This is a genomic window from Streptomyces sp. NPDC004609 (assembly GCF_042873655.1).
Classification (GTDB): Bacteria; Actinomycetota; Actinomycetes; order Streptomycetales; family Streptomycetaceae; genus Streptomyces.
In genome coordinates this window covers 239648-252814 of record NZ_JBIALS010000003.1, presented here as the reverse complement: position 1 = coordinate 252814, position 13167 = coordinate 239648, and the positions used below count along the sequence as shown (strand labels likewise).

Genomic DNA, 13167 nt, shown 5'->3' with positions numbered 1-13167 from the left:
GCACCGCTGTAGCGGCCGTATACATCCGTGAGAGACCGGCGGTGAACGGTGTGGCGGCGCCGCGCCCCGGGCGCGGGGCCGCCAGCGTCCCTTCACGGAGGAGAACCCCCGTATGCGCCGCCGTCTCGTCGTCTCCCTGACCGCCACCTCCCTCGCCGTCTCCGCCACCCTCGTATCCGCGGGCTCCGCCGCCGCGGTCCCCGCCGACAAGCCCCGGGTCCTCAGCTCCTGGACCCAGACGAGTGCCGCCAGTTACAGCGCCTTCTTCGCCGCCCGCGCCAACCAGTCCGCGTGGGCCGCCTACCGCTTCGACTGGTCCACCGACCACTGCACCGGCTCCCCCGACAACCCCTTCGGCTTCCCCTTCAAGAACTCCTGCGTCCGCCACGACTTCGCCTACCGCAACTACAAGGCCGCCGGCACCTACGACGCCAACAAGGCCCGTGTCGACTCCGCGTTCCACGCGGACATGAAGCGCGTCTGCGCCCGCTACACCGGCGTCAAGAAGGCCTCCTGCTCCGCCACGGCCTGGACGTACTACCAGGCCGTCGTACGCCTCGGCTGAAACCCCGCCGGCGGCGCACCGCCGGACCCCGGAACGCCGTGTGCGGCGGGTGGGGCGCGGCCGTCCGGCGGGGCGTTGAGCACCGGGCGTCCGCCGGTACGGGGGCGGGCCGCCCGTCCCCGTACCGGCGGGAGCGACCGGTCGCGCGGGCGCGGCCGTGCGGGGACGGCGACCGGTCCCGCGCGGAACGGCGCGACGGCAGGGGCGCGGGAGGGGCGGCGGGGCAGGGGCGCGGTCCGCGCCGGGCGCGGGGACGGCCCACGGGGTGCGGTGGACCGCCACCCGCCACCCGCCACCCGCCACCCGCCGCCCGCGCGGTCCGGGCTGTGGCGCAGGTCACGTGATTCCCGGGGAAGGAATCCTCCCGTCCCCCGCGTGGATGTGGGAGCGTACTGCCCGTTGTTACTCGCAGGTATCGCCTGTCGGGGAACAGCCGTCGGTCCGCCGTGCCCGGGGCCGAGAGCCTTCCCGCCCGTCCCGGCCCGGCGGGTTTCCGGTGCCGCGACCGACGTGATCACCGCAGTCCCGCCCGGCCGCCGCACCCGGAGCGGCGGCCGGGCCCCGGCCCGAGGGCGTGATCCGACGCCCTCTTCCGGCTCGTGCGGGCAACCCCCGGCGCCCGTACGAGCACCGGGGCCCCTGCCGGTTCCCCCACCGGCAGGGGCCCCGGCCCCGCTACGGAGCGGCCGGCGCGGCCCGGGACAGAAACGCCTCGACGGTCCGGGTGAACAGGTCCGGGTCGTCGAGCCACGGGAAGTGCCCCGCGCCCGGCTGAACGGCGACCTCGGCGTCCGGGAACAGGTCCGCGACCGCGGCGGCGACCCGGGGGAGGGGCCCGCCGTCCAGCTCACCCGCCAGCACCAGCACCCGGGCCTTGAGCACGGCGACGCCCGCGCGGGCCGTGGCGGGGTCGAAGGCGCCGGCGGACGCGTACCACCGCGCCGCCTCCTCATTCGTCTGCCGCACATCGGCCGCCGCGTGCGCCCGGGCCGCCGCGTCCCAGCGGCCGTAGAAGAAGGGCATCACCGCATCCCAGTCGGCGTCGGTCGCGGACCCGGCCCACACCGCCTCGTACGCCCGGTACGCCGCCTCGAACCACGGCTCGGCCGCGCGCAGTGCCGCCGCCTCCCGCCGCTGCTTCCGTGTGACGTCGATCCCCAGGGCCCGCGCCCGGGCCGCGACCAGGGTGAGCGTGCGCACACGCCGGGGGTGCCGGAGCGCGTGGAGCAGCGCGAGATCCCCGCCCGCCGAGTGGGCCAGCACGTCGACCCGGTCCAGCCCGAGGTGCTCCCGCACCGCCTCGACGTCGGCGACCTGCCGGTCGCACCGGTACGTCGCCGGATCCCCGGGAATCCCGGACCCGCCGGTCCCCCGCAGATCGAGCAGGATCAGCCGCCGCCGCCGCGACAGCCCGCCGAGATCGCCGAGGTACGCGGACGCGCGCATGGGCCCGCCCGGCAGGCAGAGCAGCGGTTCGCCCTCTCCCACGACATGGAGGACGAGCCGGGTCCCGTCGGGCGCGATGACATCAGGCATACCGCCATCCTCACGACCCCGCGCCACCCCCGGCAAGCGCATAACCCGCCGCCGAGCCTCCCCGCGCCCGGAGACCGCCGAGCCTCCCCGGCCCCGTCCTCCCGTCCCCGGCCGTCAGACCAGCGGCTTGACGAAGCAGCGGCTCTCCGGATACTCGCGGTAGTGGCCGAACTTCCTCGGCGCCGGCGTGTATCCGCTGGACGCGTACAGCGTGATCGCCTCCGGCTGCTGATCACCCGTCGCCAGCACCATCCGGGTCCGGCCCGCCGCCCGCGCGTCCGCTTCGAGGGCGGCGAGGACACGGCGGGCGAGCCCGAGGCCACGCGCCTGCGGGACGACGTACATGCGCTTCAGCTCGGCGTCCCCGTCCTCGTACCCCTCGGCGTTGCGCTGCTGCGAGCGCCAGCCGCCCGAGGCGACGGGCCGGTCGGCGGCGTCGTACACGATCAGATACAGACCCCGCGGCGGTACGAACATCGACGCGCTGAGCGGGGTGGCGTCCCCCTCGTCCTCGCCGTCGTCACCGGGGCCGTAGCGCACGACGTACTCCTGCATGACCTCGTCGTTGAGCTTCACGGCGTCGGGGTGGTCGAACGGGACCGCACGTACATCCATACGGACAAGCGTACGGATGCGCCCCGGGCGATCGATGGGCCGCCCACGGATAGGCTGCCGTGATGCTCACCGTGACAACCGTGAATGTGAACGGCCTGCGCGCCGCCGCCAAGAAGGGGTTCGTCGAGTGGCTGGCCGCCACCGACGCCGACGTGGTCTGCCTCCAGGAGGTGCGGGCCGAGCCGGAGCAGCTGCCCGAGGCGGTGCGGCGGCCCGCCGGCTGGCACACGGCGCACGCGCCCGCCGGGGCGAAGGGCCGCGCGGGGGTCTCGCTCTACACCCGCCGGGAGCCGGACGAGGTGCGCGTCGGCTTCGGCTCGGACGAGTTCGACGGCAGCGGACGCTACATCGAGGCGGATCTGCCGGGGCTCACGGTCGCCGCGCTCTATCTGCCCTCGGGCGAGGCGGGCACGCCGAAGCAGGACGAGAAGTACCGGTTCATGGACGCGTTCCTGCCGTATCTGCGCGAGCTGGGGGCCCGGTCCGCGGCGGCCGGCCGTGAGGTCCTGGTCTGCGGCGACTGGAACATCGCCCACCGGGAGGCGGACCTCAGGAACTGGCGCGGCAACCGGAAGAACTCCGGCTTCCTGCCCGAGGAGCGCGCCTGGCTGTCCGAGGTGTTCGAGGAGTACGTGGACGTGGTCCGCGCCCTCCACCCGGACCAGGAGGGCCCCTACACCTGGTGGTCCTACCGGGGGCGCGCCTTCGACAACGACACCGGCTGGCGCATCGACCTCGCCGTCGCCTCCCCGGCGCTCGCCGGACGGGCCGTGAAGGCGTACGTGGAGCGGGCGGCGACCCACGGGGAGCGGTGGAGCGACCACGCACCGGTGACGGTCGTCTTCGAGGGCCGGCTCCCCGGCGCCGGCCTGCCCGCGCCGGGTGAGGACGTACGCGCCTCGCGGGCCCGCGTCCCGGGCACGGGAGGCTGAGGCGGTCCGGTCCGCGCCCCGCTCTCAGGTTCCGGCGCGGGGCGCGAGCCGCAGGGTCGTACCGACGGCTTCGGCGCTGAGCAGACTCCGTACCGGCCCCGGCCAGGCGCGCTCGTACTTCGCCCGGTAGGCCTCCGAGATCCGGTCGTCGAGACCGGGTTCGGAGGCGGGCTCCAGACGCACCGGCCAGGCCGTCCCGTCGATCTCGACCCGTGCGGTGCCCGCGAGCCGCGCCATCCGGTACCACAGGCTGCCGGGTCCGAAGGCGGAACGTACATAGACGCTCCCGCCGACCTCGACGCACCAGACCGTCCGGGACACCGAGGCCCCGGCGTGCCGGATGTGGAGGGAGATCTCCCTGCTGTGGGCCAAGCCGGTGACGGACCTCATGATCAACCCCAGTCGCGGGCGGTGAGGGCAACCATAGAGGTCCGGGACGCCTCCCGGACGGCCGAGGCCGCCGCGCCGGCGGTCCGCCGCCCTGCCGCTCACACCCCTCGGGCGGCCGGCGATGACGGGGATGTGGCCGCCCAGCGGCGGCCGCACCCTTGACGGGCCCTCCCGCCGCACCGCCACCGTCCGCCCGGGCCGAGGCGTTCGCGACGGCCACGGCCGCGCGCCCTTCCCGGGCCCACGCTCCGGGACACGGCGGTACGGGCGGGGAGACCGGGCCCCGTCGGGCCGGACACAGGCGCCGCGGCCACGGGCGCCGCGCCGGCCGGGTTCCAGCCCGCCGGGCGCGGCGGTCGGGCCCGCCCGGGACCCTCGCGGGTCCGGTGCACCCGGCCGACGGACACCGGTGCACCACAGAATGGAGGGGTGGCCCTACCTCCCCCCGGTCCGGAGCGACCCCGACTCGTCGGGCGGCAGCGCGAGCGCGCGGCCCTCGACGGACTGCTCGAAGAGCTGACCGCCGGGCACGGCGGCTGCGTGGTGATCTGCGGCGAGGCCGGGATCGGCAAGTCCGCCCTGCTGAGGTACGCGCGGTCCGCACCGGGGGTGCGCGTACTGCGGGCCGAGGGCGCCGAGTTCGAGACCGGCTTCGCCTTCGCCGCGCTGCACCAGTTGTGCGGGCCGGTCCTCACCGGAATCGCCGGACTGCCGGCTCCTCAGCGCGACGAGCTGGCGACCGCCTTCGGGCTGCGGGACGGTGACACCCCGGACCGTTTCCGCGTGGGCCTCGCCTTCCTCGACCTGCTGTCGGACGCGGCGGGCGGCGGGCCGCTGCTCTGTGTCGTCGACGATGCCCAGTGGCTCGACCCGGCATCGGCGCAGGCGCTCGCGTTCGCCGCGCGCCGGGTGCCGGACGAGCCGGTCGCGCTGGTCTTCGCGGTCCGCGACCCGGCCGCCCGCCCCGAGCTGCGGGGCCTGCCGCACCTGCCGCTGACCGGGCTGGCCGAGGCCGAGGCCCGGAGCCTTCTCATGGCCCGGATCCGCGCTCCCCTCGACACCCGGGTACGGGAGCGCATCCTCGCCGAGGCCCGCGGCAACCCGCTCGCCCTGCTGGAACTGCCCCGCACGAGCGAACTGGCCGGAGGGTTCGCCCGCCCCGACGCGTCCCCCGTCCCGGCCGTGATCGAGTCGACCTTCCGGGCCAGGCTGGACGCCCTCCCGGCCCGTACGCGAACCCTCCTGCTGACGGCCGCCGCGGAACCGACCGGCAACCCCTCACTGCTGACGCGGGCCGCCGCGGAACTGGACATCGGCGTCGGCGCGGCCCGGCCCGCGGAGGAGGCCGGACTGTTCTCCTTGGGGGACTGGGTACGCTTCCGCCACCCCCTCGTACGCTCCGCGGTCTATCGCTCCGCGTCGCCGGACCAGCGGCGCGCGGCACACCGCGCGCTGGCCCGTGTCCTGGACCACGAGAGCGACGGTGACCGCAGGGCCTGGCATCTGGCCCAGGCGGCGGTCGGACCCGACGGGGACACCGCCGACGCGCTGTACCGGTCGGCCGGCCGTGCCCGGGCCCGAGGGGGAGCCGCTGCGGCCGCGGTCTTTCTCGCCGAGGCGGCCCGGCTGACCCCTCTGCCGGGTCCGCGCGCCGAACGGGCGCTCGCCGCCGCGGCGGCGAAACGCGAGGCCGGGGCCGTCGACGAGGCGCTCGGGCTGCTGTCCGTGGCCCGGACCGGACCACTCGGGCCGCGTGAGCGGGCACAGGCCCTGACCCTCCACGCGAGGATCGCCTTCGACCGGAACCGGGACGGCGCGGCGGTCGCCCGACTCCTCCACGCCTCGCGTGCCATGGCGGCGGTCGACCTTCCGGCGGCCCGGGAGGCGTTGCTCGACGCCCTCGCCGCCGCCGTCTTCGTCGGCCGGTTCGCCCACTCCGTACGGATGTCCGATCTGGCCGAGGCCGCTTCGGACCTGCTCGGTGACGACGCTCCCGGGCGCCCGCCGGATCTGCTTCTCGACGCGCTGACCACCCAGGTGTCGAAGGGCTTCTCGGCGGCGGTCCCGCTGCTGCGCCGCGTGGTGGGGACTTACATGGAGGGAGCGGAACGCGGAGACGGCGGCAGTGCGGCGATGGGCGAGCTGTGGCTCGCCTGCTGCGCCGCGATGGATCTGTGGGAGGACGGCGCGTGGTTCGCGCTGGCGGAACGCCAGTTGGCGGAGTCCCGGGCGGCGGGCGCTCTGGCGGTGCTGCCGGTGGCGCTCAGCTACCGGGCGCTCGCCTTCATCCACGCCGGGCGGTTCGACGACGCCGCCGACCTCGTCGCCGAGGCCCATGCCATCGCCGACGAGGTCGGCGCCCCGGGTCTGGAGTACGTCGAGGTGACCGTGGCCGCGTGGCGCGGGGAGGAGACCCGGACGCTGGAACTGGCGGACCTCGCGAGGACAGCGGCGGAGCACCGGGACGAAGGCAGACTCGTCACCGCGGTCGAGTACGCCCAAGCCGTGCTGTTCAACGGTCTCGGGCGCTACGACGCGGCCCTGGAAGCCCTTCACCCGGCCTGCCGGCTCGACGAGCCGGGGTTCCACGCCTGGCTTCTCACCGAGTTCCTGGAAGCGGCGGCCCGCACCGGTGACCGGGAGGCCGCCGCCCCGGTGCTCCGGCGCCTCCTCGAACGCACGGAGAGCACCGGAACCGACTGGGCGCGGGGAGTGGCCCTGCGCAGCCGGGCCCTCCTGGCGGAAGGCGCCGAGGCGGAGGAGTGCTACCGGGAGGCGATCACCCGGCTCGACCGCACCGAGGGCGCCGTGCACGCCGCCCGTGCCCGTCTCGTCTACGGCGAATGGCTGCGACGTGAAGGACGTCGCCGCGAAGCCCGGACCATGCTGCGCGCCGCCCACGAGAGGCTCTCCGCGATGGGGGCCGGGGCCTTCGCGGCCCGCGCGGCCCGCGAGCTCGACAGCACGGGGGAGCACCCCCGGAGCCGCAAGGCCCCCACCCCCGCCGGGCTGACGGCGCAAGAGTTACGGATCGCCCGTCTCGTCGCCGCCGGAGCGACTTCGAAAGAGGCCGGGACACGGCTCTTTCTCAGCCCCCGGACCATCGACGCCCATCTGAGGAACATCTTCGGGAAGCTCGGGATCACCTCGCGCCGGCAACTCAGGCGTCTGCCGCTGCACCGTGACGACTCGCGCGGAGAACGTCACGGTCGGGCCGACGGGAACGGCTGAGCCGCACTCGGGCGCCGAGGCCGCCCGGCCCGCCCGCCGGCGCGGTCGGTCCGGCCCGCGCGGTCAGCCCGGTCGATCCGGTCGCCCGGTCAACCGGTCGGTCCGGTCGCCCAGTCCGCCCGGTCGGTCCGGTGTCCGCCCGGTGGTCGCGACCCGCGCACCCGCGCACCTTCGCACCTCCCGAAGCGGGCGCCCCCAGATATTGTTGACGTGTCCTCAAATGTGGGAGGGTGGTCGCCGGTGACGTGCGGGCGGGTGAGGGTTCTCCGGTTCAAGGCCGGGCGCCCGCAGGTGGTTCCGGCAGGAGGCCGGTCCGGGCGCACCACCCCGGAGACGAGGCGGTACCCGGGGACGCAGGCGTCCCCGGGGCGGGCCGTCGACTCGGCGTACGGCAGCCGCGTCCGAGGAGCGGGAGACACGAACGGTGCCCACACGGCGAGTGTTACGCGAGAGCCCGGCGCTCATCGGCCGGCCGCAGGAGACCCGCAGGCTCCACCGGCTCGTCGACGACCTCGCCGCCGGGCGCGGGGGAGCGCTGCTGATCCTCGGCGAGGCGGGCATCGGGAAGACCGCCCTCCTCGAATCGGCGCCGACCCCACCACGGACGACCGTCCTGCGCGCCTGCGGCAGGGAGATCGACCGACAGCGCGACTACGACGGGCTGCACCAGTTGTGCGCCCCCCTGCTGGCCGCGGTCACCGAGCTGTCGCAACCCCGGCGCGAGGCCCTGGAGGCGGCGTTCCGCCCGGGCGGCGATCCGGACCCCTTTCTCGTGGGCACGGCCGTTCTGGGCCTCCTGTCCGACGCGTCGGCCGAACGCCCCGTGCTGGGCGTCGTCGACGACGCCCACTGGATGGACCGGGCCTCCACCCGGGCGCTCGCCTTCGCCGCCCGAAGGGTCCGAGACGCCCGGGTCGCCTTCCTCGTCGCGGCCCGGCAGCCCGGCGACCGGACCGAACTGGCGAGCCTTCCCTCCCTGCTCCTCACCGGACTCCCGGAGCAGGACGCCCGCAGACTCCTGTCGCAGCGGGTCCGCGCCCCCCTCGACCGCCCCGTGAGGGACCGCGTCATCGCCGAAGCCCGGGGCAATCCGCTCGCCCTCCTCGAACTCTCCCGGACCGCCGGCCTCCCCGACCCGGACACCCCACCGGGTGCCGCCTCAGCCGGAACGCCCATGGAGGCCAGCTTCCGCAGACGCGTCGCCGCACTCCCCGCGGACACCCGGCGGCTCCTGCTGGTGGCGGCCGCGGAGCCCACCGGAAACCCCCTGTACCTGTGGCGGGCCGTACGGCACCTGGGCATCGGCGTCGAGGCCGCGGCACCCGCCGAAGAGGCCGAACTCCTCTCCGTCGACCTGTGGATCCGCTTCAGCCACCCCCTCGTACGGTCGATCGTCTGGTACGACGCCGCACCGGCCGACCGCCGGACCGCCCACCGCGCTCTCGCGGTGGCCGCGGCGGCCCAGGAGCCGGATCGCTGGATCTGGCACCACTCGCAGTCCCTCGCGGGCCCGGACGAAGCCACCGCGAGGGCCCTGGAGCGATCCGCGTCGCTGGACGGGGTTCCGGGCAGGGCGGCCGCCTTCCTCGAAGCGGCGGCCCGGCTCACCCCCGACGCCTGGGACCGTGCCGCGCGAACCCTGAGCGCGGCCGGGACGCAGCGCGACGCCGGAGCCCACGAAGCCGCCGAACGACTCCTGGCACTCGCCTGCTCCGGGCCACTCGACGAACGCCTGACCGCCGGTGCCGAGACCCTGCGCGCACGTATGGCCCTCGATCGCGGCCGATGCGACACGGCGGCCGGTCTCCTCCGGCGGGCAGCCGCCCTCATGTCGTCCGTGGACGCGTCCCTGGCCCGGGAGGTCCGTCTGGACGAACTGGCCGCCACCGCCTGCGCCGGCCGCCTCGCCACCGGGCCGCGTCCCCCGCAAACGGCCGACGGTCCGCGCCGATCCCCGCCCCCCGGGCCCCCGCGCCCGCTCGACCTGCTCCTCGACGGCCTCACCGACCGGGCGCGCGGGGGCGTCGCGTTCGCCGCTCCCGCGCTCGAACGTGCGCTGCGCGCCTATCTCGACGATCGGGACACCCGCCCGTACGGACCGGGTGAGGCGTGGGCCCTGTGCAGCGCGGCGGTCGACCTCTGGGACGACTCCGCGTGGCGGCGGCTCGCCGACCGGCAGGTACGCGACGCCCGGCGCCCGGGCGCGCTGCCGACCGTGCTTCCGGCCGCCCTGAACCGGCGGGCACTGGTCCATGTCCACGCCGGCGAGTTCGAGGCGGCGGCGGCACTCGTCCGGGAGGCCGGCTCACTGCCGGGCCACACGGGCCGCTGGGGTGTGCCCTGTGTACGGACCGTCCTCGCGGCCTGGCGCGGAGACCGGTCCCGGACGGCGGGACTCGCCTCCGAGGCACGGCGCGACGCGGTCGCGCGCGGGGAGGGGCACCTGCTCACGGCGGTCGAGTACGCCGAGGCGGTGCTGTTCAACGGGCTCGGCCGCCCCGCCGACACCGTACGGCTGTGGCGGTCCGTCCACCACCTCGACGAGACCGGCCTCCACACGTGGGGCCTGGCCGAACTCGTCGAGGCGGCTGCCCGGTCGGGGCACCCCGACCTCGCCCGTGCCGCGCTGGAGGGAGTCCTGCGACGCACCCGGGCCGGTTCCACGGACTGGGCGCTCGGTGTGCGCCTGCGCTGCCGGGCGCTCCTCAGCGGCGACTCGGAAGCCGGAGACCTGCACCAGGAAGCCGTTCGGCGGCTCGAACTCAGCGACGCGATCCTCCACACCGCCCGTGGCCGCCTTCTCTACGGTGAATGGCTGCGGGCCGGCGGATACCGGACCGAGGCGCGACGACAACTCCAGCGGGCGAACTCGGTGTTGTCCGCCTGCGGCGCCGCGGCCTTCGCCGCCCGCGCCGCCCGGGAACTGCGCGCGGCAGGGGGCCACAACCGCCCCCTGCGGACCGGACCCGCCGACACCTCCTGTCTCACCCCGCAGGAACTGAGGATCGCCCGGCTGGTGGCGACCGGAGCCACGTCCAGGGAGGTCGGAACCGAGCTGTGCCTGAGCCCCAGGACGGTCGACGCCCATCTGCGAAGCGTATTCAAGAAGATGGGCATCTCCTCCCGCCGGCAACTGCACGGGATGAATCTCCTGCGCTGACAGAAGAGATCTGCCGAGGCCGAATCATATCGGGGAACGTCCCGGAAGCGAAAGGGAATTCATACTCCTTCCGCGGCTCATTCCCCAGCGCCCGGAGTTCCGTACAGATACTCCCGGCGCATTTCTCAGAGCCGAAGGACCATGGAAGTCGGGGGGAAGAATGGCCCATCGATGACATGTCCGCCTTCTGCTAGATTCCCCCCATGGGAGAACCGCGGTGGCTCAATGAGCAGGAGGCACAGGTCTGGAAGAAGTACCGGGACCTCCGCCGCGATCTGCAGAGCGCGCAGGACCGCCAACTCCTGCGGGACTCCGGGCTGTCGGGCGCCGACTACGCGCTGCTCGTTCCCCTGTCCGAGTCGCCCGACGGCCTGATGAGGTCGCGGGACCTCGGTCTGGAGGTCGGATGGGAACGCAGCAGGCTGTCCCATCAGATCATCCGTATGGAGAAGCGGGGACTCGTCACCCGGGAGGCGTGCGCCGATGACGCCCGGGGGGCCATGGTGCGGCTGACCGCTTCGGGACGGGCCGCGATCGAAGGGGCCGCGCCCCAGCACGTGGAGACGGTCCGCCGGTGCTTCTTCGATCCCCTGACCTCCGAAGAGGTCGAGACACTGGGCACCCTGATGGACAAACTGCTGGACGCGGTCGGTCGCGAACAAGGCTGAGCGATCGGCGCAGGGATAAAATCCGCGCCCCTTCAAAGCCCCGCTCCTGATGAGGAATTCCGGCGGAATTCCGGGCGACCCTACGTGCGGCCCGATTCCGGATTCCGCGTCCGCTTCCCTCGTGAGCGGCGCTTTCCCCAGGGACCCCCGGATCTCCGGGACGGCGAGCCGATCTGCAGGACCCGGCGTTCGCCTCCCGGCGTATCGCGGACATCGCCGCCCGCTGGGGCTTCACCAACCCCTCGGTCTTCAGCCGCACCTTCCGTGCCGCCTACGGAGCCACCCCCACGTCCTACCGCCGTAACCAGCCCCATGCGCCGCCGCACGGTGACCACCGGCACCACGGACGCCTCCCGTCGGCCACCGGGCGTGGGCGCCGGGGGAGTGCCGGAGCGCGCTCAACGCCGTCTGGTGGAGGGGTGGATCTTCCCCGGCGGCCAGGACTCCCCGGGGCCCGTGCGACGGGCCCGGTCCGCGAAGCCACGGCCGCCGGGCGCCGGAGGGGACCCGGATCAGAAGGCGCCGGGCCGGCCGTACCGGTAGAAGAAGGGGCCCATCTGCGCGGCGAGCGCGCGGGTGAGGCCCGAGCTGTCTTCGAGCAGCCGCGCCCCGGGATCCAGATCACCGACAAAGACGGGGTCGAAACCGGCGTCCCGGACGAGCTGTTCGGTGGTGCTCCTGGCCGCGGGATCGCTCGCGAAGAGATTGCCCGGCCTGGTCGTCTGCGCCGGGATCTGCGCGTAGGTGGCGGCGAAGACCGTGGAGAAGGACTTGGCGGTCGGACCCCCGACGATCGACTTGACCTGGTGGGAGAGCGACGGGAACGAACTGTCGCGCTCCTGGTAGACGTTGGTGGCGTCGACGGTGATCTGACCGGAGAGACCGGAGACCCTGCCCAGCGCGTCGGCGATCGTGTGACCGGGCACCGCCACCACCACGACATCGGCGCCGGTGGCGTCTCCGCCGTCCCGTCCCAGCCCGGTCACCTTATGGCCCGCTCCGGTCCACAGGCGGGCGAGCCCGCCGCCGACTCGGCCTCGGCCGACAACAGTGATGTTCATCGTGCGACTCCTAGCGAGGGTGACCCGTGATCCGGTGCGCCCCGGACCCGCGGGTCGAAGGGCCCCGGCGGGTGTGCCGGGAGCATGGGCCAAGGTATCGAGCGGGGGGTGAACGGGCGGCCCCGCGACGGGCCTGAAAGGGCGCCGCAGGGCCGCGGGAGCGGGCGTCCGCCCGGAAGGCGGGCGCCCGGGTTCCGGACGGGCCTCAGCGGCTCACGTCCGTCGCCGAGGGGCCGGGTCAGCTCTTGTCGAGACCGAGCAGCTGGAGTTCCCAGGCCAGGCTGGTGCCGAAGCTGCCCCCGTGTTCGAGCAGGATCTCGGTCATGCCCGGTACGGTCTCCTGGCGGGCCCAGTCCCGCTGCCACTCGGCGATGACGGTTCCGGCGCAGGTCGGTATCACACCGGCCTGGATCATGCGCTCGATGCCGCGCTCATGGGCCTCGACGCTGGTGGCACCCGAGGCGTCCGTGACCGCGAACACCCGGTAGCCGTCGGCGATGGCGTGGATCGCGGGCCAGGCCAGACAGATGTCCGTCCACAGTCCCGCCATGACGATGTCCTTGCGGCCCGTCGCGGCCACCGCGTCCACCACCCGCTGGTCCTCCCAGGTGTTGATCGCCGTACGGTCGATCGGGGTCTGGTCGGGGAACACGTCCTGGACCTGGCGGATGAGCCGGCCGCCGCGTTCCTCCACGACGGTGGTCAGGACGGTCGGTACGTCGAACAGCCTGGCCCCTTTGGCCAGCGCGGTCACATGGTTGACCACCAGACCGGCGTCCATGCTGCGCATGCCCGCGAACTGGGCACCCTGATGGTCGATCAACAGGAGAACGGAGTTCTCCGGGGTGAGGAGCGCGTCGAGGCCGGTGTAGGTGATGCCCTGGGCTGCCATGGAATTCTCCCGCCGGTGGTATCGGTCCGCGGCCCGTTCCGCCGCCACTCGGACCCTTCCACCGCGCCGCGCTCCGTCGCGTCGGCGACAACCGCCTAGACCGGCGAGGCGCGGTTC

The 13167-nt window shown here is 74.5% G+C and carries 10 protein-coding genes and 1 pseudogene; 6 read left to right on the top strand and 5 right to left on the bottom strand.

What is annotated here, in order from left to right; translation table 11 throughout:
* The first annotated feature begins 112 nt into the window (after positions 1–112).
* Complete coding sequence (locus ACFYT4_RS04420) at positions 113–565, top strand: phospholipase (RefSeq protein ID WP_389265137.1); 453 nt, start codon at positions 113–115, stop codon at positions 563–565.
* A 675-nt stretch (positions 566–1240) separates the two neighbouring features.
* Here the strand turns inward: ACFYT4_RS04420 and ACFYT4_RS04415 are convergent.
* Both ACFYT4_RS04415 and ACFYT4_RS04410 read right to left on the bottom strand, forming a co-directional pair.
* A complete protein-coding gene (locus ACFYT4_RS04415; RefSeq protein WP_389265135.1) occupies positions 1241–2101 on the bottom strand; it encodes an alpha/beta fold hydrolase in 861 nt (286 codons plus the stop codon).
* Between the two features lie 114 nt (positions 2102–2215).
* Complete coding sequence (locus ACFYT4_RS04410; RefSeq protein WP_389265133.1) at positions 2216–2716, bottom strand: GNAT family N-acetyltransferase; 501 nt, start codon at positions 2714–2716, stop codon at positions 2216–2218.
* 62 nt (positions 2717–2778) lie between these two features.
* Here ACFYT4_RS04410 and ACFYT4_RS04405 point away from each other — a divergent pair, with 62 nt between their 5' ends.
* On the top strand, positions 2779–3648 hold the full coding sequence (locus ACFYT4_RS04405) for an exodeoxyribonuclease III (protein WP_389265131.1): 870 nt from the start codon (positions 2779–2781) through the stop codon (positions 3646–3648).
* Between the two features lie 24 nt (positions 3649–3672).
* Here the strand turns inward: ACFYT4_RS04405 and ACFYT4_RS04400 are convergent, their stop codons facing one another.
* Positions 3673–4020: a DUF2255 family protein gene (locus ACFYT4_RS04400; RefSeq protein ID WP_389265129.1), complete on the bottom strand. Its 348-nt coding sequence runs from the start codon at positions 4018–4020 to the stop codon at positions 3673–3675.
* Positions 4021–4467: 447 nt separating this feature from the next.
* Here ACFYT4_RS04400 and ACFYT4_RS04395 point away from each other — a divergent pair, with 447 nt between their 5' ends.
* From ACFYT4_RS04395 to ACFYT4_RS04380, 4 genes and pseudogenes are all read left to right on the top strand, one after another.
* Complete coding sequence (locus ACFYT4_RS04395) at positions 4468–7269, top strand: ATP-binding protein (protein WP_389265127.1); 2802 nt, start codon at positions 4468–4470, stop codon at positions 7267–7269.
* Positions 7270–7693: 424 nt separating this feature from the next.
* Positions 7694–10429: an AAA family ATPase gene (locus ACFYT4_RS04390; RefSeq protein ID WP_389265125.1), complete on the top strand. Its 2736-nt coding sequence runs from the start codon at positions 7694–7696 to the stop codon at positions 10427–10429.
* Between the two features lie 203 nt (positions 10430–10632).
* Positions 10633–11097, top strand: coding sequence for a MarR family winged helix-turn-helix transcriptional regulator (locus ACFYT4_RS04385; protein WP_389265123.1), 465 nt, complete (start codon positions 10633–10635; stop codon positions 11095–11097).
* 173 nt (positions 11098–11270) lie between these two features.
* Positions 11271–11387 (top strand): annotated as a pseudogene (locus tag ACFYT4_RS04380) (helix-turn-helix domain-containing protein); the annotation flags it as partial.
* A gap of 222 nt (positions 11388–11609) precedes the next feature.
* On the opposite strand, the gene ACFYT4_RS04375 reads toward ACFYT4_RS04380, so the two are convergent.
* On the bottom strand, positions 11610–12158 hold the full coding sequence (locus ACFYT4_RS04375; RefSeq protein WP_389265122.1) for a dinucleotide-binding protein: 549 nt from the start codon (positions 12156–12158) through the stop codon (positions 11610–11612).
* Between the two features lie 238 nt (positions 12159–12396).
* Positions 12397–13050 carry a hydrolase gene (locus tag ACFYT4_RS04370; protein WP_389265120.1) on the bottom strand — a complete coding sequence of 218 codons (654 nt, stop codon included), beginning with the start codon at positions 13048–13050 and terminating at the stop codon, positions 12397–12399.
* Positions 13051–13167: the final 117 nt, after the last annotated feature.